General features: G+C 59.5%; 18 protein-coding genes, 3 rRNA genes, 1 pseudogene and 1 riboswitch. Of the genes and pseudogenes, 19 read left to right on the forward strand and 3 right to left on the reverse strand.

The genetic code is table 11. The features are described 5' to 3' along the window. The first annotated feature begins 78 nt into the window (after positions 1–78). The 5 genes from TC41_RS05940 to TC41_RS05960 all read left to right on the forward strand — a co-directional run bounded on the left by TC41_RS05940 (position 79) and on the right by TC41_RS05960 (position 7,783). A 16S ribosomal RNA gene (locus TC41_RS05940) occupies positions 79–1,617 on the forward strand. A 108-nt stretch (positions 1,618–1,725) separates the two neighbouring features. Then, positions 1,726–4,679: ribosomal RNA gene (locus TC41_RS05945) — 23S ribosomal RNA — on the forward strand. Between the two features lie 117 nt (positions 4,680–4,796). Next, positions 4,797–4,913: ribosomal RNA gene (gene rrf, locus TC41_RS05950) — 5S ribosomal RNA — on the forward strand. Together the 16S, 23S and 5S rRNA genes form the textbook arrangement of a ribosomal RNA operon. A 62-nt stretch (positions 4,914–4,975) precedes the next feature. Next, positions 4,976–6,838 carry an aminodeoxychorismate synthase component I gene (gene pabB / locus TC41_RS05955; RefSeq protein ID WP_014464106.1) on the forward strand — a complete coding sequence of 621 codons (1,863 nt, stop codon included), beginning with the start codon at positions 4,976–4,978 and terminating at the stop codon, positions 6,836–6,838. A gap of 33 nt (positions 6,839–6,871) precedes the next feature. Further along, positions 6,872–7,783, forward strand: coding sequence for an RluA family pseudouridine synthase (locus tag TC41_RS05960; protein ID WP_014464107.1), 912 nt, complete (start codon positions 6,872–6,874; stop codon positions 7,781–7,783). Positions 7,784–7,796: 13 nt separating this feature from the next. Here TC41_RS05960 and TC41_RS05965 read toward each other — a convergent pair whose 3' ends face one another. Then, a complete protein-coding gene (locus tag TC41_RS05965; protein ID WP_041695105.1) occupies positions 7,797–8,201 on the reverse strand; it encodes an acyl-CoA thioesterase in 405 nt (134 codons plus the stop codon). A 168-nt stretch (positions 8,202–8,369) separates the two neighbouring features. On the opposite strand from TC41_RS05965, the gene TC41_RS05970 reads away from it, so the two are divergent. The 12 genes and pseudogenes from TC41_RS05970 to TC41_RS17240 form a co-directional block, all read left to right on the forward strand. Further along, positions 8,370–9,344 carry a M23 family metallopeptidase gene (locus tag TC41_RS05970; protein ID WP_014464109.1) on the forward strand — a complete coding sequence of 325 codons (975 nt, stop codon included), beginning with the start codon at positions 8,370–8,372 and terminating at the stop codon, positions 9,342–9,344. Between the two features lie 151 nt (positions 9,345–9,495). Further along, positions 9,496–9,990 carry an acyl-CoA thioesterase gene (locus TC41_RS05975; protein WP_041695106.1) on the forward strand — a complete coding sequence of 165 codons (495 nt, stop codon included), beginning with the start codon at positions 9,496–9,498 and terminating at the stop codon, positions 9,988–9,990. A gap of 50 nt (positions 9,991–10,040) precedes the next feature. Further along, the gene (locus TC41_RS05980; RefSeq protein ID WP_014464111.1) at positions 10,041–11,318 is read left to right on the forward strand and encodes an O-antigen ligase family protein; all 1,278 of its coding nucleotides are present in this window, start codon (positions 10,041–10,043) and stop codon (positions 11,316–11,318) included. Next, positions 11,311–12,969 (forward strand): hypothetical protein, encoded by a 1,659-nt coding sequence (locus TC41_RS05985; protein ID WP_014464112.1) that lies wholly within the window; start codon positions 11,311–11,313, stop codon positions 12,967–12,969. Before TC41_RS05980 ends, TC41_RS05985 begins: the two co-directional genes overlap by 8 nt. Continuing rightward, a complete protein-coding gene (locus TC41_RS05990) occupies positions 12,966–13,751 on the forward strand; it encodes a hypothetical protein (RefSeq protein WP_041695107.1) in 786 nt (261 codons plus the stop codon). The genes TC41_RS05985 and TC41_RS05990 overlap by 4 nt, the downstream gene beginning before the upstream one ends. Positions 13,752–13,785: 34 nt before the next feature. Further along, positions 13,786–13,918, forward strand: a riboswitch (cyclic di-AMP (ydaO/yuaA leader). A 57-nt stretch (positions 13,919–13,975) separates the two neighbouring features. Further along, positions 13,976–14,110, forward strand: a complete 135-nt coding sequence (locus tag TC41_RS17025; protein WP_014464114.1) for a hypothetical protein — start codon at positions 13,976–13,978, stop codon at positions 14,108–14,110. 182 nt (positions 14,111–14,292) lie between these two features. Continuing rightward, entirely contained in the window at positions 14,293–14,637 is a 345-nt protein-coding gene (rplS, locus tag TC41_RS05995) for a 50S ribosomal protein L19 (RefSeq protein ID WP_041695108.1), read from the forward strand. 51 nt (positions 14,638–14,688) lie between these two features. Beyond that, complete coding sequence (ylqF, locus tag TC41_RS06000) at positions 14,689–15,585, forward strand: ribosome biogenesis GTPase YlqF (protein WP_014464117.1); 897 nt, start codon at positions 14,689–14,691, stop codon at positions 15,583–15,585. Between the two features lie 84 nt (positions 15,586–15,669). Continuing rightward, on the forward strand, positions 15,670–16,320 hold the full coding sequence (locus tag TC41_RS06005) for a ribonuclease HII (protein WP_014464118.1): 651 nt from the start codon (positions 15,670–15,672) through the stop codon (positions 16,318–16,320). Continuing rightward, positions 16,310–17,401: a hypothetical protein gene (locus TC41_RS06010; protein WP_014464119.1), complete on the forward strand. Its 1,092-nt coding sequence runs from the start codon at positions 16,310–16,312 to the stop codon at positions 17,399–17,401. The genes TC41_RS06005 and TC41_RS06010 overlap by 11 nt, the downstream gene beginning before the upstream one ends. Further along, positions 17,388–17,645, forward strand: a complete 258-nt coding sequence (locus tag TC41_RS06015; protein ID WP_041695110.1) for an EscU/YscU/HrcU family type III secretion system export apparatus switch protein — start codon at positions 17,388–17,390, stop codon at positions 17,643–17,645. Before TC41_RS06010 ends, TC41_RS06015 begins: the two co-directional genes overlap by 14 nt. A 7-nt stretch (positions 17,646–17,652) precedes the next feature. Continuing rightward, positions 17,653–17,898 (forward strand): annotated as a pseudogene (locus TC41_RS17240) (YraN family protein); the annotation flags it as partial. On the opposite strand, the gene TC41_RS06020 reads toward TC41_RS17240, so the two are convergent. Together TC41_RS06020 and TC41_RS06025 are read right to left on the reverse strand one after the other, a co-directional pair. Continuing rightward, complete coding sequence (locus TC41_RS06020; protein WP_014464121.1) at positions 17,884–18,678, reverse strand: polysaccharide deacetylase family protein; 795 nt, start codon at positions 18,676–18,678, stop codon at positions 17,884–17,886. The pseudogene TC41_RS17240 and the gene TC41_RS06020 sit on opposite strands and share 15 nt — an antisense overlap. Before the next feature lie 79 nt (positions 18,679–18,757). Next, the gene (locus tag TC41_RS06025; RefSeq protein WP_014464122.1) at positions 18,758–20,218 is read right to left on the reverse strand and encodes an ATP-binding protein; all 1,461 of its coding nucleotides are present in this window, start codon (positions 20,216–20,218) and stop codon (positions 18,758–18,760) included. A gap of 128 nt (positions 20,219–20,346) precedes the next feature. Between TC41_RS06025 and TC41_RS06030 the strand changes: the two genes are divergently transcribed. Together TC41_RS06030 and sucC are read left to right on the forward strand one after the other, a co-directional pair. Continuing rightward, positions 20,347–20,727, forward strand: a complete 381-nt coding sequence (locus TC41_RS06030) for a hypothetical protein (RefSeq protein ID WP_014464123.1) — start codon at positions 20,347–20,349, stop codon at positions 20,725–20,727. 187 nt (positions 20,728–20,914) lie between these two features. Then, positions 20,915–22,069 carry an ADP-forming succinate--CoA ligase subunit beta gene (gene sucC / locus TC41_RS06035; protein ID WP_041695111.1) on the forward strand — a complete coding sequence of 385 codons (1,155 nt, stop codon included), beginning with the start codon at positions 20,915–20,917 and terminating at the stop codon, positions 22,067–22,069. Positions 22,070–22,079: the final 10 nt, after the last annotated feature.

Genomic DNA, 22,079 nt, shown 5'->3' on the forward strand with positions numbered 1-22,079 from the left:
AATCGCTCCTTGAAAACTAAACACACGAGACCACCAAGCCCGTAAGTCCTTGTGACCGAACGGTCAGGATAAAGCACTTGGATTGAGAGTTTGATCCTGGCTCAGGACGAACGCTGGCGGCGTGCCTAATACATGCAAGTCGAGCGGACCTCTTTTGAGGTCAGCGGCGGACGGGTGAGGAACACGTGGGTAATCTGCCTTTCAGACCGGAATAACGCCCGGAAACGGGCGCTAATGCCGGATACGCCCGCGAGGAGGCATCTTCTTGCGGGGAAAGGCCCGGATGGGCCGCTGAGAGAGGAGCCCGCGGCGCATTAGCTAGTTGGCGGGGTAACGGCCCACCAAGGCGACGATGCGTAGCCGACCTGAGAGGGTGACCGGCCACACTGGGACTGAGACACGGCCCAGACTCCTACGGGAGGCAGCAGTAGGGAATCTTCCGCAATGGGCGCAAGCCTGACGGAGCAACGCCGCGTGAGCGAAGAAGGCCTTCGGGTTGTAAAGCTCTGTTGCTCGGGGAGAGCGGCATGGGGAGTGGAAAGCCCCATGCGAGACGGTACCGAGTGAGGAAGCCCCGGCTAACTACGTGCCAGCAGCCGCGGTAAAACGTAGGGGGCGAGCGTTGTCCGGAATCACTGGGCGTAAAGGGTGCGTAGGCGGTCGAGCAAGTCTGGAGTGAAAGTCCATGGCTCAACCATGGGATGGCTCTGGAAACTGCTTGACTTGAGTGCTGGAGAGGCAAGGGGAATTCCACGTGTAGCGGTGAAATGCGTAGAGATGTGGAGGAATACCAGTGGCGAAGGCGCCTTGCTGGACAGTGACTGACGCTGAGGCACGAAAGCGTGGGGAGCAAACAGGATTAGATACCCTGGTAGTCCACGCCGTAAACGATGAGTGCTAGGTGTTGGGGGGGACACACCCCAGTGCCGAAGGAAACCCAATAAGCACTCCGCCTGGGGAGTACGGTCGCAAGACTGAAACTCAAAGGAATTGACGGGGGCCCGCACAAGCAGTGGAGCATGTGGTTTAATTCGAAGCAACGCGAAGAACCTTACCAGGGCTTGACATCCCTCTGACGGGTGCAGAGATGCACCTTCCCTTCGGGGCAGAGGAGACAGGTGGTGCATGGTTGTCGTCAGCTCGTGTCGTGAGATGTTGGGTTCAGTCCCGCAACGAGCGCAACCCTTGACCTGTGTTACCAGCGCGTTGAGGCGGGGACTCACAGGTGACTGCCGGCGTAAGTCGGAGGAAGGCGGGGATGACGTCAAATCATCATGCCCCTGATGTCCTGGGCTACACACGTGCTACAATGGGCGGTACAAAGGGAGGCGAAGCCGCGAGGCGGAGCGAAACCCAAAAAGCCGCTCGTAGTTCGGATTGCAGGCTGCAACTCGCCTGCATGAAGCCGGAATTGCTAGTAATCGCGGATCAGCATGCCGCGGTGAATACGTTCCCGGGCCTTGTACACACCGCCCGTCACACCACGAGAGTCGGCAACACCCGAAGTCGGTGAGGTAACCCCGAAAGGGGAGCCAGCCGCCGAAGGTGGGGTCGATGATTGGGGTGAAGTCGTAACAAGGTAGCCGTACCGGAAGGTGCGGCTGGATCACCTCCTTTCTAGGGAGAAGGACGGGGCTTGCGGGTTTGGGAGGTTGGGTGTGTTTAGTTTTGAGGGAGCGAGAGCTCTCTCGGAGGACCTTGGCAAGTGCATAGGGAGAAAGGCAAGGTGAAGCTAGGAAGGGCACACGGTGGATGCCTAGGCGCCAAGAGCCGAAGAAGGACGGGGCGAACGCCGAAATGCCACGGGGAGCCGTAAGCGGGCTGAGATCCGTGGATGTCCGAATGGGGGAACCCGCTGGCGGGAAGCGCCAGCAGCTTAAGGCCGAAAGGCGTTAAGCGGGGAACCGGGGGAAGTGAAACATCTCAGTACCCCGAGGAAGAGAAAGCAAACGCGATTCCGTGAGTAGTGGCGAGCGAAAGCGGAGGAGCCTAAACCGCATGCGTGGGAAAGGCTGCAGCCGTTGCGCATGCGGGGTAGAGGGGGCTGTTTGCGGCGAGCTGCAGGGTAGCCAGCCCGAGTGAGTGCGTAGGAGAACGGTCTGGGAAGGCCGGCCAGAGACGGTGAGAGCCCGGTATCCGAAACGCGCGCACGAGGGTGGAAACAGACCCCGAGTACTGCGGGACACGAGGAATCCCGTAGGAATCTGGGAGGACCACCTCCTAAGGCTAAATACTCCTTGGCGACCGATAGTGAACGAGTACCGTGAGGGAAAGGTGAAAAGGACCGCGGGAGCGGAGTGAAAGAGAACCTGAAACCGTGTGCCTACAAGCAGTCGGAGCACCGAAAGGTGTGACGGCGTGCCTTTTGTAGAATGAACCGGCGAGTGATGCGGGCGAGCGAGGTAAAGGCGGAGGAGCCTAAGCCGAAGCGAAAGCGAGTCTGAAGAGGGCGTGAGTTCGTCCGCATCGACCCGAAACCGGGTGATCTACCCCCTGGTCAGGGTGAAGTGCGGGTAACACCGCATGGAGGCCCGAACCCACTGGCGTTGAAAAAGCCAGGGGATGAACTGGGGGTAGGGGTGAAATGCCAATCGAACCCGGTGATAGCTGGTTCTCCCCCGAAATAGCTTGAGGGCTAGCGTCAGGGGATTGAGTTGTGGAGGTAGAGCGCTGATGGGGTGCGGGGCCCGCGAGGGCTACCAAGCTTCGTCAAAACTGCGAATGCCACAATGTCGAGGAACCTGGCAGTGAGACTGCGAGCGATAAGGTCCGTAGTCGAGAGGGAAACAGCCCAGACCCGCAGCTAAGGTCCCGAAGTTCCGGTTGAGTGGGGAACGATGTGGCGCTGCGAAGACAACCAGGATGTTGGCTTAGAAGCAGCCATCATTGAAAGAGTGCGTAATAGCTCACTGGTCGAGTGGCGCTGCGCGGAAAATGGAACGGGGCTAAACCGGACACCGAAGCTCGGGATGGCGACATGGTAGGGGAGCGTTCCATGTGCGGGGAAGCTGAGCCGGAAGGCAAGGTGGAGCGCATGGAAGTGAGAATGCCGGTATGAGTAGCGAAAAGAGGGGTGAGAATCCCCTCCGCCGAAAGCCCAAGGTTTCCTGGGGAAGGCTCGTCCGCCCAGGGTCAGTCGGGACCTAAGGCGAGGCCGAAAGGCGTAGCCGAAGGAGAACAGGTTGACATTCCTGTACCACCGTAGGCGCTTGAGCGAAGGGGTGACGCAGGAGGACGAGGGAAGCGGCCGGATGGAAGAGGCCGTCCAAGCAGCGAGCGTGGGGTGTAGTGAAATGCGCACCCTGGAAAGCGTGAGCTGTGATGGGGAGGGAAGGACAGTACCGAAGTCCCGACGTTCACACTGCCGAGAAAAGCCTCTAGCGAGCCGAAGGTGCCCGTACCGGAAACCGACACAGGTGGGCGCGTGGAGAACACGAAGGCGCGCGGGAGAACTCTCGTTAAGGAACTCGGCAAAATGGCCCTGTAACTTCGGGAGAAGGGGCGCTCTTCCTGGAGGAAGAGCCGCAGTGAAAAGGCCCAAGCGACTGTTTAGCAAAAACACAGGTCTCTGCGAAGCCGAAAGGCGACGTATAGGGGCTGACGCCTGCCCGGTGCTGGAAGGTTAAGAGGAGGGCTTAGGGGGTGTACCCCCGAAGGTCCGAATCGAAGCCCCAGTAAACGGCGGCCGTAACTATAACGGTCCTAAGGTAGCGAAATTCCTTGTCGGGTAAGTTCCGACCCGCACGAAAGGCGTAACGACTTGGGCGCTGTCTCAACGAGAGACCCGGTGAAATTGTAGTACCTGTGAAGATGCAGGTTACCCGCGGTTAGACGGAAAGACCCCGTGGAGCTTGACTGTAGCCTGATATGGGACAACGGTGTTCCATGTACAGGATAGGTGGGAGACGGAGAAGCTTGGGCGCCAGCCTGAGTGGAGTCGGCGTTGGGATACCACCCTTGGGACACGGTTGTTCTAACCGGCCTTGTGAGGACGCGAGGCGGGACAGTGTCAGGCGGACAGTTTGACTGGGGCGGTCGCCTCCTAAAGGGTAACGGAGGCGCCCAAAGGTTCCCTCAGCGCGGATGGAAATCGCGCGTAGCGTGCAAAGGCAAAAGGGAGCTTGACTGCGAGACGGACAGGTCGAGCAGGGACGAAAGTCGGGCTTAGTGACCCGGTGGTTCCGAGTGGAAGGGCCATCGCTCAACGGATAAAAGCTACCCCGGGGATAACAGGCTGATCTCCCCCAAGAGTTCACATCGACGGGGAGGTTTGGCACCTCGATGTCGGCTCATCGCATCCTGGGGCTGAAGTCGGTCCCAAGGGTTGGGCTGTTCGCCCATTAAAGCGGTACGCGAGCTGGGTTCAGAACGTCGTGAGACAGTTCGGTCCCTATCTGCCGCGGGCGCAGGATACGTGAGAGGGGTTGTCCCTAGTACGAGAGGACCGGGATGAACCGACCGCTGGTGTACCAGTTGTCCCGCCAGGGGCACCGCTGGGTAGCCAAGTCGGGAAGGGATAAGCGCTGAAAGCATCTAAGCGCGAAGCCCGCCTCAAGATGACGTATCCCATTCCGTGAAGGAAGTAAGACCCCTCGAAGACGACGAGGTGGATCGGTCTGGCGTGGAAGCGCAGTGATGCGTGGAGCGGACAGATACGAATCGGTCGAGGGCTTCACCTGAAAGGCTCCCTATGCACGGAGGCAAGGGCCAAGAAGACAGATGCGAAGCGACATGCGAGCGAGGAGATCTGCAGGCCGAAGGCCGAAGCCCTCCGAGCGAGCATGGAGCGAAGCAGGTCTGGTGACCATAGCGGAGGGGCAACACCCGTACCCATCCCGAACACGGACGTGAAGACCTCCAGCGCCGAGAATACTGGGAGGGAAGCCTCCTGGGAAGGTAGGTCGTTGCCAGGCGAGTGACAAAGGTCAGGCACATCAGCCTGGCCTTTTTTGATTGGAAATCGAGGTGTCTGCGAATGGGACAGTTGAAGCTTGTGTACGACTTTCCTTTGGAGGCGGGTGAGCCCTCCCGTCGACTCGTGTTTCAACATCCACGCCACGTTTGGTGTGCCGTGCGCGTGGAGGACGTGATGGCCGCGATGAAGGCCGCCGCGGCGTGCGCCAAGCAGGGCGCATGGGTCTGCGGATTTGTGTCGTACGAGGCTGCGCCCGCCTTTGCGCAGCATTTGCGAGCCCATCGTCCGTTCGCAGATCTTCCTCTGGCGTGGTTTGCTGCGTTTGACCGAGTTGAGCGAAGTGGACATGGCGAAAAAGCATCCGGCCTGGATCGCACGCCGACCGCCCCATGGGAGACGGGCGCTTACAACCCTACGGGCACATCCCCGATGTGGTGGACTGGGTTCTCGCAACCTCACCGGGAAGCGGTCGACCACATTCGCCGAGCCATCGCCCGCGGGGATGTGTATCAGGTAAATGCCACCGGCCGTATCGCGTTTCGAGGGCGTATGGCTCCCGAACTGCTTTATGAAGCGCTGCGCCGCTCACAGATGGCGTCTTACGCCGCCTGGCTTCACGTGGAGCCGTGGGACATCGTATCGGTCTCCCCTGAACTGTTCTACCGACGAAACGGCAGGAGCATCGTGACGCGTCCCATGAAAGGGACGTCTCCCCGCGCTCGGCGTCAGGAGGACGATCTCGCCCATCGAGCTCACCTACTGCGTTCGGAGAAAGAGCGAGCCGAGAATGTCATGATCGTCGATCTCTTACGAAACGACCTCGGGCAAATTGCGGTCCCTGGGACGGTGCAGGTGGATCGGTTGTTTGACGTCGAGGCCTATCCGACAGTGTGGCAAATGACCTCCACCATTTCTTGTGTGTTGCGGGGGGAGATCGACACGGTGGATATCTTTCGCGCTCTGTTTCCATGTGGATCTGTGACAGGCGCGCCGAAGGCCGCAGCGATGCAGGCCATCGCAGTACTGGAGCGGGTACCGCGCGGCGTGTACTGCGGGGCCATCGGAATTTGGACGCCCGACGACCGGGAGGTGTGGAGCGTCGCTATCCGAACGCTCGTCGGGCGGCGCGATCGCGGCACGTGGATGTATGGCACAGGAAGTGGCGTGACGTGGGACTCGTCTCCAGAGCGCGAGGAAGCCGAGGTCTTTATCAAAGCGGCTGTGCTCGAGCGGGCAGGTATGGGTCCGTTTGTCGAACTTCTGGAGACCATCCGACTGGACGACCAGAGGTGGTTCCTCTACGAGGAACACCGCGACCGGGTGCTTGCGTCGGCGCGCACATTCGGCATTCCGCTTGAGCCGCGCGCGCTGGACGAGGCGATGTTCGCGTGTGCTGCCGAACATCCCGAAGGCACCTGGCGTGTCAGGCTCTGTGTGTCCCTGTCAGGACATATCACCTGGGAAGCAACTCCATTCGAAGATTCGTACTTTGCACGCACCATCCACGAGGCTCTTCGACATGCTGGCCCCCGCACCATGGCCATGTCACCTGAGCCGGTCGATCGCCAGTGGATTTGGTTATATCATAAGACCACCGATCGCGCTTTTTATGATCGCGTTCGCAGCTGCGCGCCAGAGGCGTTTGACGTGTTGTTGTACAACGAGGACGGGGAAGTGACGGAAGGCACGTTCGGGAACATCGCGTACGAAATCGACGGCACCTGGTACACGCCGCCTGTGGAATGCGGGCTCTTGCCCGGGGCCCTGCGTTCCCGCCTGATCCGCCAGGGCGAGCTGTGCGAACGCGTCCTGCACCTCACCGAGATCGACCGCGTCAGGCGCTGGTGTTGGTTGAATAGCCTCCGGGGCGTGATCCCGGTGGTGCTTGTGGATGGCTCCGGACCTGCCCCTCGAAAGCGGTAAGGCGGCTCCAGCGCGAAGAGAGGAGAGGCAACTTTGATTGAAATCGTCATTGGCCCATCCGACGATGGGAAGCCCGTTCACAAGTGGCTTCGGCTGCTCTTGCCGGGGCTTCCTCTGTCGGGCGTGTACAAGAGCATCCGTACGGGACGCGTAAAGGTCAACGGAAAACGCGCCAAGCAGGACACGCGCCTGCACGAGGGCGACATCGTGCACCTCTACTTCCGTGATGAAGACTACGCATCGCTTCACGCTCATCCCGTTGCCAAATACCACGGTGTTTCGCGCGCCATCGACATCTTGTACGAAGATGACGAGATTGTCGCGGTGAACAAACCGGCGGGTGTGCTCACCCATCCGGCAGATGGGGAATACAAGACGAGCCTCGCCGCGCAAGTGGAAGCCTATGTGTACGATCGCGGCGCGCGCCAAGGCGCTTTTCGCGCGGCACCGGTTCATCGCCTCGATCGGAATACGAGTGGGGTCGTCGTGTTCGCGAAGACGGCGCGTGCAGCCAAAGCTTGGGCTGAGGCGTTCCAACGAGGCGAAGTGGAAAAGGAATATCTTGCCATCGCCGAAGGCGAATGGTCCGGCAGCGGCCGCGTGGCGGTGGACGTCCGGCGTGAAGGGAACGTCACACGTGTGGTCGAAGACAGCGGCAAGCCAAGCGAGACGGTGTATGAAGTCGTCGCATCGAGCCGCGGGACGTCGCTGGTTCGGTTGTGCCTATTGACGGGGCGGACGCACCAGATCCGCGTGCATATGGCACACCTTGGCCATCCTCTTCTGGCAGATCGAAAGTATGGCGCTCGCCCCATCCCCGGAGAGAGCTTCTACCTTCATGCGCGTCGCGTGAAATGGCGGGACGTCGATGTGAAGGCGCCCATTCCCGACCGCATGGCGGACAAGCTTCGCGCGCTCGGTTATGAGGTTGGAGATCTCGTCTGAACCCTAGCGTTTTTCAAGCCCCAGGTGCTGCGAGCGCGCGTAACGGCTCGGGCACGAGGACCGGCTTTCCTGTGTCGGGAGAAACCGTCACGAGAACGAACAGCGCTTCACTCACAAGGGCGCCGAATGGACCCGTGATGCGCTGCCGCATCCGCAGGCTTGTTCGCCCTGTCCGCTCGAGCCACGTCGTGATGGTCAGGCGGTCGTTCTGGCGCGCTGCCTGGTGGTAATCGACCTCGGCGCGCGCCACCACAGTGACGGCGCCGAGGCTCTTGAGCGTGTGGTAATCCAGTCCCTGCTGTTCAAACCAATCTTCTCGTCCCCACTCGTAGTACTCCAGATACTTGGCGTTATTCACGTGCCCGTTGATATCGATCTCCGTACAGCGGACCACGATTTCCATTTGTGTGACATTCATGTCAGGATGCCTCTTTCTCCTTCGTCATCCCCGGCATACAATCGGCGCACATGGGGACGGTAAGGCGTAGAAGTTTCGAACGAAGGGGTGGTGTGGTTGCGCCGCACTCATTCTATCACGCGCCTTCCCCGGTTCACACGTCTTCTAAGGGCCAGCGCCTGTCTCTGGATGGCCGCGCTCTTTGCGTTTCCCGTTCAGGTCGAGGCATCCGAGCACCAAAACGCCCATCCACAGGATCAGTTGCTTCATATTTACACGAAATACGGAAATCTGTATGACGTCGATTGGGCCGTGCTCGCGGCCATTGATCGGTATGCCGAGCTGACCAAATCCAAGGACGTCCGCGAACGTGCTCCTTACTACGGTTACGCGATGGACGATCCGGCATGGAGCGGTCCGGCGAATCCCAACCCAGAGGACGTGTTTGCCCCTACCATTGCGCTGTTCGGGGGCCTCGGCCAGGATGCAAACGGAGACCTCCTTGCACTTCCATTCGACCCTGAGGACCGCATCAAATCGCTGGCGCGATTCATCGATGAGGAAGCGGGAGAAGATGAGGACCAGGCCGTGTGGACCTTGTTCCAAGACGCTGTGGCTGTGGAGCGGGTGAACGGGTTCGCGCGGATCTTCCACGCCTTCGGCATCGACCCGCAGGGCCACGCCTTTCCGATTGACAAAAGGTATAACTACACCATCAAGCACACGTTTGGAGCGGGCCGAAGTTACGGTGGGCGCCGGATCCACGAAGGTGTGGACATTTTCGCGAACTACGGGACGCCCGTGCTTGCTTGCGCCTACGGTTATGTGGAACTCATGGGCTGGAACCGATATGGCGGCTGGAGAATCGGGATCCGGGATGCGAACAACACGTACTATTACTACGCACACCTTTCCGCCTACGCGAAGTCGCTTCGCACCGGCGACTTGGTTCGTCCTGGTCAGATCATTGGCTACGTCGGATCGACGGGATACGGACCTCCGGGTACTGCGGGGAAATTTCCGCCGCATCTCCACTTTGGCATGTACAAGGACACGGGCAGACGCGAATGGGCCTTTAATCCCTCGGCGTATCTGTTGCAGTGGCAGCGTCAACCGCAAGTGGTCCTTCGGGGACCCGTCGCGAATCCTTCATCGACGTCATGAAAATCAGGTCGAGACCTGTCCTGCGATGTCGACGATGTGATATTGTATAGGTCGGAGTGAATCCGGAAGACCAAGGAAACGGGTACCCAGGGGCGGTCCGTACCCGTTTTCTTTTGTGTATCCACACCAGATCCAGCAAGGGGGGCGAACCTTGGAACCCAGACCTGCGCGCTTGTCTCGGACCTACATGACCGACTTGGTGCTTCCGCCGGATACCAACCAATTTGGGACCATCTTTGGAGGCAAAGTGATGGCCTACATTGATAAAATCGCAGCCATCAGCGCCATGCGACACGCCCGACAGCGAGTGGTCACAGCGTCCAGCGATAGCTTGGATTTCTTAGCACCCATCCGAGTCGGTCAGGCAATTCACCTCGAGGCCTTCGTCACGTACGCGCACAAGACTTCGATGGAAGTCTTTGTGAAGGTGTTGGCGGAGAACTTGCTCACGGGGGAAACAGTCCTTACGGCGAGATCGTACCTGACGTTTGTCGCCATCGATGAAGAGGGGCGCCCGGTAGAAGTCCCGCCCGTCCTTCCGGAAACGGAAGAGGAAAAGGCGCATTACGAATCGGCTCCGCGCCGCAGGGAACAGCGGCTCGCGCGCCGCCAGGCCGCGTCGCAAGGAGAGTTCCCGATGCCCTGACCCCTGACGGTGAGGGCTGCGATCACGTAGGTGAGGTAGGAGTGTGCCACATGCAAAATCGTTTTCTCGGAACAGCGGATCCCGGGTATCGCGCAGCGCTCGCGCCGTCACGACTCGTGGGCAAGCGCTTAGCCAAGGGATGTGTGACACTGCTGGTTTCCTTTCCCTTGGTCGACTATACGCTTCGACAGTTTGTGCATCCGCTTGGATCGATATGGGACAAAGTTGTACTCGCCGTTCTCGCACTCGTGGCGCTGAATCGCGTGATGCGCGGCCATCGTCCTCAAGTGTTCGCCTGGTCGAAATATGCCGGTTGGTATATCACGTACCTCATCGCATTGCTGTTCATGGGACTCGGCAATCCAGGGACGTCGTTTGATGGATTCAGGGCCGACATTTACGATATGCTGTTTGGTCTTTTGCTGCCATTCGTCGTCGAACCTGAAGATGCGCCGTACTTTTTGTACGTCGCCGCCGCGCTGGCCATGCTCATCGGCCTGGACGGCGTGCTCCAATATGTGTTGGCGGTGCCCATCCCACCCGGTTGGGTGGATGTCGGGGAACACGTGCGCACGAGAGTGTTTTCTGTCCTCAAATCACCGAACGAACTTGGTGCCTACATGGAGACGATGGCGCCGCTCATCATCGGCATGGGCTTTGCAGAAAAGAATCGGGTTCGAAAAATAATCTTTCTCGCAGGAGGCTTCTTCTGCCTGGTCACGCTTCTCCTTACATACACACGGGGCGCCTGGCTTGGTCTTGGCGTCGGCGTGGTCTTGGTGGCCCTCGCATTTGAACGCCGTTTGCTTGCCGTGGTGGTCGTGTTGGGGGTCATTGGCTTTTTCCTCCCCCCCATTCATCACCGGGTCATGGACCTCTTTTCCCAGGTCTATTACATCAAGTCGTCCCAGGGCGGGAGACTGGTGAGATGGCAACAGGCGTTCGACCAGCTCGCTGGAAGTCCATTGTTCGGAGCCGGACTCGGGCGTTACGGCGGCGCGGTGGCTTCGGACAAGGGGCTGTCCATCTACTCGGACAATTACTACGCCAAGGTGCTAGGGGAGTCGGGTCTCGTCGGACTCGTGCTTTTCTTTGCTCTGCATGTACGCATTGTGGTGGAAGTGGTGCAGAAGGTGGTGCGCCGCGCCGTGGGCGCCCATCGCCCCATTGCCTTGGGCGGGCTGATCGGTGTGATCGCGCTCTTGGTGCACAATGTGGTGGAGAACGTGTTTGAGTATCCGGCCAACTGTCTTAACTACTTCCTCATGGTCGGGTTGCTGCTCCTGTGGAGCCGGACCTTCGCTGGTCAGGAGGAGAACCATGGCTAAATCGTGGAAGACCGTCGGATTGTGGATCTGGTACGTCTTTTGGGCGTTGTTTGCCAATGCCGTGTACGTCTGGATATTACGTCCCCTGGTCGACGATCTCGCGCTTTACGGGGTGTTGGCCGCTATCGCAATCATCCTGCTGTGGATGACGTCGCTCAAGCGGCCCATTCGCAAGCGGTGGTTGATCTATACACTATTCGTACTCATGGTGGCCGAAGGTTACAGCACGCTCGCGTTTGCCAGCAAGCTCAAGCAGGGGCTAGTCGCTGTTGCGATGCTTCTCTTGCTTTGGCTTTTGGCCATCCTCGTCGGCCGCGTCAGGCCTGTGGCGTCGCTCCTGGGTGGAGCGAGCGTCGTGATCGCGCAAGTGTTTCTCCCGCTCAATGACTGGGCGTTTCTCACGCACTTCCGGGTCTTACAGGATGCTCAAGTCAACCTGCGGGTTCAGAATTCACCAGAGGCGCCCTTCGCGGTCATTCCCGTCACAGGTGGACAGGCCATCATCACCATTGACAGCCACATTCCGACGCGTCAGGAATTGGAGCAGCGTGCGATCTCGGCCACGGATTCGCCGGATGCGCTCTACAACGTCCTGCAGACGGCTCAAGGGGAGTACGAGATTGTCGAGTTGAAATCGGTCGGAGGCCGACTGAAGAAGGTGATCCCGACACCGCAGGATTTGGCTCGCGTCAACCCGCTCGAGCTCGTCCGCGCGTTTTTTCCGTATGAACTGGCGAATTGGTATGTGGACAACGGCCGGGTATATGAATACCTGACCCCGTTTTTGACAGACCAGGAGGCGGTGGAGGCGGCCCTCGACCCCGCAGCGTACCCTGCGAGCTTCCAGGCCATCGCCAACCAGGCAAGTGCGAAGGAGATCGCGAATTGGGACGACTGCCTCGCGGAACTGGGAGTGAAGCCGGATCGAGCGGGGGCGTACGTCTCCAACGACCGCCTGGTGGGTGTCGGTGCGCCTCGAGGATCGACCATTACCATGCAAGCTGAGAGCGTCGTCGGAGAGGGCCACTTCACGAGCACCAAGGACCTTCAAATTCTGCTCGTCGGAGACAACTCCTTACACGTGTACGACGTGAATCTCGGGAAGATAGTGGCGAGCTACCAAGGTTCCGCCGAGAATCCCGTACCGAACGACATTCGGATTGGACCGCTGGTGCCAGGCGGGCGCGATGCCGTGTTTGTCAACGCGAGCCCGGCGTACATTCTGACCGTGAGCCAGCAGGGCACATGGAAGCGCGTGTACACCGCTCCAAGTCAGACGTTCCGGTTTGAGGCCGTGTTGACAGGCGTCAGGCCGTATCCCGAAATCTTGACCAATGATCCTTCCTACATCCGTAACTCGCCGGTTCGCTACTTTTCGGCGTACCGCTTTATCCCGAATGCCGACGGAACCGGTCAGTTGGTCCGGATTTGGCGGGTGTTTCGCACGAATGTGGTCAACGTCACACCGCTGCATCTGGAGGGAGTACCCGAGGAAGTCCTGGCGCTGGACATTTACGGAACGGGAGACTATCTGATCATTGCTCCGTCAAGTGCTCCGGTCTTGCCCGCTGCGTGTATCGCGCTGGCGGCAGTCATTGTGGGTGGTTGGCTGTACCGGCCTCGCCGAGAGGAAGAGGGGGGATCGCGATGAAGTCGGGCCGACGGAAACTACTTGCGTGTGTGATCTGCGCGGGGTTCCTCTCGACGGGGTGCACGCCTGCTGTTCAGTCTGTATCCATTGCCTCCGGTACGGCGACGCAGGTCGTGAGTGACCACGCGCCGTGGTCCCCGCTGTTGAACGCTCTCGACAAGAGCGAGGCCGCCACCATGTATAAAATGCAGACAGCCGTGAATATCCAAAATGGCAATCTGCACACGAGTTTCACGGTGTATGGAACCATTCAGCAACCGAACATGGCGAGCATTCAGGTGCACGAGAATAACTTCAACATCGCCTTCTATCAACAGGGGCAGGTTGCCTATCAGCAGGATGGGACGATTTGGTCTCCTGCGCAGCCGGTATCCACGCTGAACGCATACGCGGGCTACCGTGACGTCATCGAGTATGCGATAGCGCACCACCTGCCGCTCGAGAAGATGAACCGGACCTACGTGGTGGACGAGTATTGCGACGTTTACCGAGTCGTGGTCCCGAATGGCATCGTTTCCCTTCCCGCGTTCTTGGGTGGGGCGCCTGGCGCTTCGGCGACAGAGCTGTCGAGCCATGCAAGCCAGGTCGCGTACGTGTTTTACGTGGGCGAAACGTCTGGGTATATTCGTCAGATCCAGACCCAGTCTGTTGGCGTCGTGGATTCGGTTGGATCGCTGATCATGCAGACAACGACGATTTTCCAAGATATCAACAATGCGCAATTGGCGAAAGTCCAGATTCCAGTCTCGCTGGTTCAACAACTGGAACAGGGTGTCCAATGATTGCGTGAGCTTTCACGACATGGTATACTCACACCATGACCTGTCGCTGAGTTCCGTATTGGAAGCGGAGGACCCAATGTTTTGGGGTGAATCGCAGCGCTGTGCTGCGTAGGGGCTCCTACACCCGAACCCGTCAGCTAACTCCGTAAGCGTTGTAGGAAGGTCAGGCGTTCCAAATCGGAACTTGGCTGAGAGGTAATCTTTCAGTCAAGGAGCTGATCGAAATGGTCATGAAGCCGGAATTGACGCAGTATGCGCGCGACTTGGAGATCCTGCATGCGCTGAAGCGCATGGAGCGCGGAGAAGGGCGTGGGACATCCAAGGGCGCACGCAAACGGAAGAAGCAAGTTGGACTTTGAGAACGCTTCGTCGGGCGCTTCAGGGCGCCCGATTTTCATGGTGATGAGCTATGAAGACGAGTGGTCGCGGCGTCTAAAAAAGGCCTGGCGTTCGACGGTTTCGTGAGCTATAATGATGCGGGTAATCACAGTGGTCCTCTGTCCATCGAGACACGAACACTGGCTGGGAAGGGAGGTCTACCATGAACTTGCTACGTTCAGTGGTGGAAGACCAACTCCGCAAGGACATTCCGGATTTCCGCCCAGGAGATACGGTGCGGGTTCACGTCAAAGTCCGAGAGGGCGGGCGTGAGCGCATTCAGGTCTTCGAAGGCGTGGTGATTCGGCGCCGCGGGAGCGGCATTAGCGAAACCTACACCGTTCGCAAGGTTTCGTACGGGGTCGGCGTCGAACGGACGTTTCCGCTGCATTCGCCCAAGGTCGACAAGATTGAAGTGGTCCGCCGGGGCAAGGTGCGTCGAGCCAAGCTGCATTATCTTCGTGGGCTTTCCGGCAAAGCAGCGCGGATCGAAGAAGTTCGGCGATAAGACACCAGAAAGCGCAGGGAGAGACCTGCGCTTTTTTCATGTTCCAGAAAAATGGGAGGTGATGGGGTATTGCCTATTCAATGGTTTCCGGGGCACATGGCGAAAGCGAAGCGGCTGATGGCAGAGGAACTTCGCGGCATTGACGTGGTCGTGGAATTGGCGGATGCGCGGTTGCCTGTATCCAGCCGAAGCCCCGTGCTCGACGAACTCGCGCGCCATAAGCCTAGGCTTGTGGTTCTGACGCGGATCGATCTCGCCGATCCTCGTTGCACGGATCGGTGGGTCGAACGGTTTCACCGTGAAGGCGTGATCGCCATTCCCGTCAACGCCCGATCAGGACAAGGCCTGCGCGAATTCAGGCGCGCACTCGACGAGGTTGTGGAGGACAAGATGGACCGAGCGCGCGCGCGTGGGATCGAGCGGGCGGTTACACGCGGGATGATCTGCGGCATCCCCAACGTGGGCAAGTCGACGTTCGTCAATCAGCTTGCGGGACGTGCCGTGGCCAAGACGGGGGATCGGCCGGGTGTGACGCGTGCCTTGCAATGGATTCGCGTGGGACACACGGAGTTACTCGACACGCCGGGAGTTCTCGCGCCCAAGCTCGCGAATGATGAGCAGGGGTTGAAACTCGCCGCGAGTGGGGCCATCAAGGAAGAAATCTTCGAGGCTTACGAAGTGTGCGCCTACGTACTCGCCTATTTAAGCGGGCGGTATCCACAAGCGTTGGCCCAGCGCTATGGTCTTCGCGTGGAGGCGCCCATTGAGTGGACGAACATTCAGGACGTTTGGCCAGCCGTCCAGCCGTGGTTTGAACACATCGGTCGGACGCGCGGCGCGCTTGTCCCTGGAGGAGGCGTCGATGAGGAACGTGTCGCGAAGATGGTCATCCACGACCTCCAGGAAGGTCGGCTTGGGCCTGTATCGCTCGAGTGGCCTGAAGATTGATCTGCACCTGGAGTGCATTGATTTTCCTATCCGCGATGGCGGCCTGATTCGAGACGATGTAGACTAACGCCAAGGAGGCCTGAGATGGAGCCGTGGACGAGGCGTTATCGCCTGGATCTGGCGCTCTGTGGTGGCGGTCGAGCGGCAGGCGTCGATGAGGTGGGCCGGGGGTGCATTGCCGGTCCTGTGGTCGCGGCGAGTGTCGTTCTTCCCTTGGAACCACAGACGTATGCAGAATTGAAAGAGGTCATGGATTCCAAACAACTGAAGCCGAATGTGCGAGCGCAGCTTGCGGATCGCATTCGGGCCCGGGCTCTTGCCGTCGGCATCGGATTGGCGAGCCCTGAAGAAATCGACAGGATGAATATCCTCCAGGCGACGCAGGTTGCCATGATGCGCTCCCTTGACGCTTTGGGGCTTTCTGTCGATCTGGCATTGGTGGACGGAAACCGCGGGTTTCGGCATCGCGTCCCCGTATTGCCGGTCGTCGACGGAGATGCGCGATCGTTGCTCGTTGCTGCAGCATCCGTAATCGCCAAGGTTTTTCGCGATCGGCTCATGGCGCGGTTGGACGAGGAATTTCCTGGATATGGTTTCTCCGAACATGTGGGGTACGGCACACGCGCTCATTTGGAAGCGCTGCGTCGCCTAGGGCCCTCGGTGGTACATCGACTTTCGTTCGCCCCCGTGCGGGCGTGCGTGGGCGAGAGGGAGCAGATGGGCTATGGATCCTAGCATCCATCGCATTTCTCCGGCGGAACTGCAACCTGTTGCGCGCGGGGTCGAGCGCGCCGCGCCCGCCAGCGCGGACCGGGCGGATCGCAGCGCACATCGCGCGGCTGTGGAGGAGCCGCCACTCGCCCAAGGTGAACAGGCTTTGGATAGCCCGGTGGATGCCTTGGACCTCGTGCCGTTTGAGATCCTGCGAGATGATGCCCTGTGGACGAGCGAGCGGGGATGGAGGGCTGCGTTGCTCAACACCGTGCTTCAGGCGAGTGCTCAGGGTGCGTCGGAGGAACTCGCGTCGCAGCGCGCAGGACAGTGGTCACCGGGCGAGTTCACAGCGTCTGTGCCGTTGGACGAAGGAATACGGCGCGGGGCAGACCAGTCAGCCGCGGCGCAGACGGCCACGAACATCGGCGACGCCGACTTCACCGCGCTCCCAGATGGCGCAGTTGTGCAGGAGCCCACATCTCCTGCGCAACTGCGACCGGAGGATGTGGACGTCGGCCATGCGCGGATCCTCGCTGCGTCGGTCAGGCATCTGTGGTCCGTCATCCGAGAACTTGCTCAGTCGACGGAAGGTCACGCGACCCTTCGATTGCGCGAGCGTCCCACGTCTTCCCTGATTTCATTCGCTTCTGTGGGACGCGAATGGATTCATCAAGGCCTTGGGCCCGCGGAGCAGAACCGCCTCATGCAGTGGGTGTTGCTGGACCGGCTTCTTGCGTCGGTCGCGCCCCATCCATTGGATCGACGCGGTACGGGTTTATTCGTGATTCAGAACCCCGCGCGTCGCGATCCTCCCGTAGCCGTTCGCTGGCGTGCTGAGCGGCGGACGCGCGTGGGGCTCCGGGGGAAGCTGGTACACCGGCTGCGTCTCGACCTCGAGTTACACGGTCATCCTGTGACTTGTGTGCTCACGGCCCAGCGGCCAGCCTTGCATGTGCACATCACCTGTTCTCAGGATGCGCCGTTTATCGCCTACCTGCGGGCTGCACAACAGGTTCTGGCGCCTTCTCTTCAGGCCTGTGGCTGGGAACTCACGTCTTGGACCGTCGATGACGAAGGAGATGGCCCCGATGCAACGCACTAAACGAGCGGTGGCGCTTCGATACGACGCTCAAAAGGATTTAGCGCCTCGTGTGGTCGCAAAGGGCGCGGAAGAGGTTGCAAAGGCCATTGTGCGTACGGCCGAGGGACACCATGTCCCCGTGGTGGAGCAGACGGCACTGGTGGATGCCTTGTTTGCACTGGAAGTCGATCAAGTCATTCCGCCCGAGTTGTACCAAGCGGTAGCTGAAATCTTGGCTTATCTCTACCGTTTCCGCAGGGCGTGAACTCCTTATGCGGCCGAATCGGCGCGAACTCGGGGCCTTGGGCGAATCCTTTGTCGGCCAGTACCTTGAGCGGTGTTTGGGATGGCGCGTCATCGAAACCAATTGGAGAACGCGTTTCGGAGAATTGGATCTCATTGCGGAAAACGAAGACGAGCTCGTAGCCGTTGAAGTCAAGACTCGCACATCGCCCGTCGAGGGAGACCCCGTCTACGCGCTGAGCCCAGCCCAAATTCCCAAATTAGTCGCGGCTCTGACGGCCTATGCAGCGCGTGCCGACCGATGGCCGGTGTTTGCGCTGGACGTCGTAGGTATCACGTGGAAGGACGGTGTCGTCGTCCATTTTCGCCACGAACGCCTCTATCCGCTCTGAATCGCGGATGGGCAGTGCCTTGAAAGTGTATCCGTCGCGGCGAAAGTCGCGAATGATGCGCGGCATCGCTTCGATGGTGTATCGGCTCGAACGAATCCCGTCGTGGAACAAAATGATGGACCCAGGCTGTGCGTGGCGCTCCACTTGGCTGACAATCGCACTTGCCGACTTGGCTTTCCAGTCCATCGAATCGACGGTCCACAGGGCGATGGGATGACCCAGCTGGTGCACGCAGTCGATCTCGCTTGCGGCGATGGAGCCGTACGGAGGTCGATAATATAGGGGCTTCGTTCCACAGGTCTTCTCCACGACTGCGTCGGTTTTCTGGATGTCACGCACAAGCTCTTCGAGAGCGTGCTTTTTGGGATCGAAGTGAGAAAAACCGTGATTGCCGATCTCGTGGCCTTCCCGCTGAATCCGACGCACGATATCTGGAAACTGCTCACATCGATAGCCCACCACAAAGAATGTGGCTGGGATGTGCTGGCCGCGCAGGATATCCAGGAGCTTTGGCGTATATCGTTGACTCGGGCCATCATCGAACGTCAGATAGACAACCTTGGTTGCTCCTGATGAGGTTGCGTGCACCGTGGGTGTGCCGACGATTACGAGTGCGGTGGCAGCCAGCCAACCGATCACGGCTGACCCGATGTGGCGCAACACATGCTGTCCCTCCCTCCTCTTGGAACGCCTCGGTGGATATAACTTGCTTCAAATGTCGCTTCCTATGCCTGGATTTCGCTCACGTGATAGCATTTCGCATGGGAGAAAGAGAGCCTGGACGACGCCAGATCATGGCCTCTTCCACGTCAGATGTCAGAACTTCGTCTCGCCCTTCGAGTGCGGCGATGGTGGTCGCGAGCGCCGCGACTTTCACCCGATCGCGCTCCGACGCGTGGAGCCGGTCGCAAGCGCGCCGCAAAGCTCGACGCGCCTCGTCCGAGAGGGTGGAGGTTCGATCCGGGACGCGCGCAAGGAGCGCTGTAGCTGCGCGAACCCTCTCGATCCAGTCGTCGAGCGATGCTTCGCCTAGCTCGCGACCTAGGTCGCGGTTGACGTGATGCACAACATCGATGCGGTCCAGAATCGGGCCAGGACAGCGCGTCCAGTATCTTCGAACGTCAGGGTCGGGGCACGAGCAATCGCCGTATCCTCGATATCCGCATGGACAGGGATTCGCAGTCGCGATGAGCTGAAAGGAAGCTGGAAACCGCATGGCCTTACCGTTCACGACGACTTCCACCATCCCCCTGTCCAAGGGTTCTCTCAGAGCATTCAACGAGACGTGTGAAAACTCCAGCATTTCGTCTAACAGCAGCACGCCGCGATGTGCGAGCGTGACTTCCCCGGGAGAACCCAACCGGCCTCCGCCCAGCATTCCCCTCGCCGTTATGGCATGATGAGGACGCCTGACGGGCGGCCGGAGGGTGAAGGCGTAGTTGGGATTCGCGATTTCCTGCCATGCCGCCACTTCCAGCGCTTCGTCCTCCGTGAGATCAGGCAAAAGATGAGCAAACGCATTCGCCAGTGTTGTCTTCCCGACGCCTGGCGATCCGACCATGAGGAGCGTGTGGCGTCCGGCAGCGCAAATGGCGAGCAGTCGATATTCGACGGGGTGTCCACGGAGTGGAGGGAGGTCGCGAGCGGTTTCGGGCCGTGCGATGGGATGGGGCCGGACGGTTGGGACGTGTACCCGGGACGCTCGGAGTTGTGCCACGACATCGGCCAGAGTGGCAGCCCGCATGAGATCAAACATGTTCTCCAACGGCCACGGAAGATGTTGGTGTGTACTGACGCACAGAGAAGACAGTCCCTCGTCGCGCATGCGCAGCCCTATGGCGCTCAGGCCCTCCTGCGGCACGAGTCCGCCGTCGAGTGCAAGTTCAGCGACAAAGACCGTGGAGTCGTGAGGGAGGGGTGGTGAGCCCGAGGCACGGAGAATGGCCACGGCGATGGCGAGATCCAGCCAAGATCCTTGCTTTTTCAGACTGGCGGGCTGTAAATTAACGGTAATCCTTCCCTTTGGGAAAGGGAGTCCGGCATGATGGAATGCGGAACGGACCCGGGCTTTTGCCTCGCTGACAGACGAGTCGGGGAGCCCCACAATCGTGAAACGGGGAAAGCCTGGTCCCACGTCAGCTTGGACTCGGACGATTTGAACGTCGGCACCGTGGCGAATGGCGCCGAAGGCATGTCCCAACACGTGAATTCGCCTCGCTTTCGGAACTTTTCACAACCTACGTATAGCAATTTCTCGGTGCATGAGCCATAATGTAGGGAAGAATCTCGTTCGCATCGTCCAGGCATGGCGAGTTTCAGGAGGGAGCCGTCATGGAAAACCCGAGGAAGCGGATCGCGAGAGGAGATGCGGAGGGACGGCGCGGCCAAGTGATCGACCTTCGCGCGTATCAAAGGCGGCGCCATCGCCGACTTCACCGAGGCCCGCGCCCGATGGGAGACGATTACGTCGTTCTCAGGGGGAGCGCCATCATCTTGGCGGCGGCGTCTTTCATCTTGGCGGTGATTGGGCTCATGCCGGTCGGGTGGAAGCAGAACGCGCTCGTCGCGAGTCTGTTTGCAGACACGCTCGCGTTGGCTATCGGCGTGATCCTTCACGTGTTGCGGGATCGCACCGCGATGCGTCTACTAGGCGCGCTGGTTGCGGTGTTTGCGTTTTCGTACTTGTGCAGTTTGGTTCACACTGCGTTATAGATACCCTGTCACGAATTTGTCAAGGTTTTCTGTATGCGTTTTCATCGTCTCAACCGGTCAAGACGTTGTCAAACGTGTTGCGAAGTTCTATCCTGATAGATGGCACAAGGTCGGCAGACGGCATGGCAACGTTTGTCCGGTTTTTTTGTGCGCCGTATCCGTAGGGGGACAAAGGAGGACGGACATCGTGAACATCCACGAGTATCAAGCGAAGGCCATCCTGGCTGAATTCGGCGTCAAAGTCCCGCGCGGGAAAGTGGCTTTCACGGTCGAGGAAGCTGTGGAAGCGGCAAAGGAACTCGGTGGCAAGGCTGTGGTGAAAGCTCAAATCCATGCAGGCGGGCGCGGCAAGGCGGGAGGCGTCAAAGTCTCGAAGTCTCTGGAAGAAGTCGAGGCGAACGCACGCGAGCTTCTCGGCAAGCGCCTTGTCACACATCAAACGGGACCACAGGGTCGCATTGTTCGGCGCCTGCTTATCGAAGAACTGACGAACATCGAGAAGGAGTACTACATAGGTCTCGTTCTTGACCGCTCCCAGGGGCGCCTGGTCATGATGGCCTCCCAGGAGGGTGGTGTCGAGATCGAAGAGGTCGCTGCCCAACACCCGGAAAAGATTTTCCGCGAGACGATTGATCCGTTGACGGGGCTCACGCCATTCCAGGCCAACAACCTCGCGTACAAACTTGAGCTGCCGCAGCATGCGGTGAAAAAGGCCGCTCAATTCATGATGGCGCTTTACAACGCGTATGTCGCCAAGGATTGCTCCATCGCGGAAATCAATCCGCTCGTCTTGACTGCGGAAGGCGACATCATTGCACTGGATGCCAAGCTCAACTTCGACGACAATGCCTTGTATCGGCATCCGGAGATTGTGAGTCTGCGCGACGAAGACGAAGAAGACCCCAAAGAAATCGAGGCGTCGAAGTACGGGCTGAGCTACATCGCGTTGGATGGCAACATTGGATGCATGGTGAATGGTGCGGGCCTGGCCATGGCCACGATGGACACCATCAAGTATTACGGTGGAGAGCCTGCCAACTTCTTGGACGTCGGCGGAGGCGCGAGCGAAGAGAAGGTGACGGCCGCGTTCAAAATCATCCTTTCGGATCCCAAAGTGAAGGGCATTCTCGTCAACATCTTTGGCGGCATCATGAAATGCGACGTGATCGCAAACGGCGTGGTCGCTGCGGCGAAACAGGTGGGCCTGGACAAGCCGCTCGTGGTGCGCCTCGAGGGCACGAACGTCGAAGCAGGAAAGAAAATCTTGAACGAATCCGGTCTGAAGTTGGTGGCGGCTGATTCGCTCGCGGATGCTGCCCAAAAGATCGTGGCGCTGGTCTGAGGAGGGACAC

Origin of the sequence: Alicyclobacillus acidocaldarius subsp. acidocaldarius Tc-4-1 (assembly GCF_000219875.1) — a bacterium.
Classification (GTDB): domain Bacteria; phylum Bacillota; class Bacilli; order Alicyclobacillales; family Alicyclobacillaceae; genus Alicyclobacillus; species Alicyclobacillus acidocaldarius_A.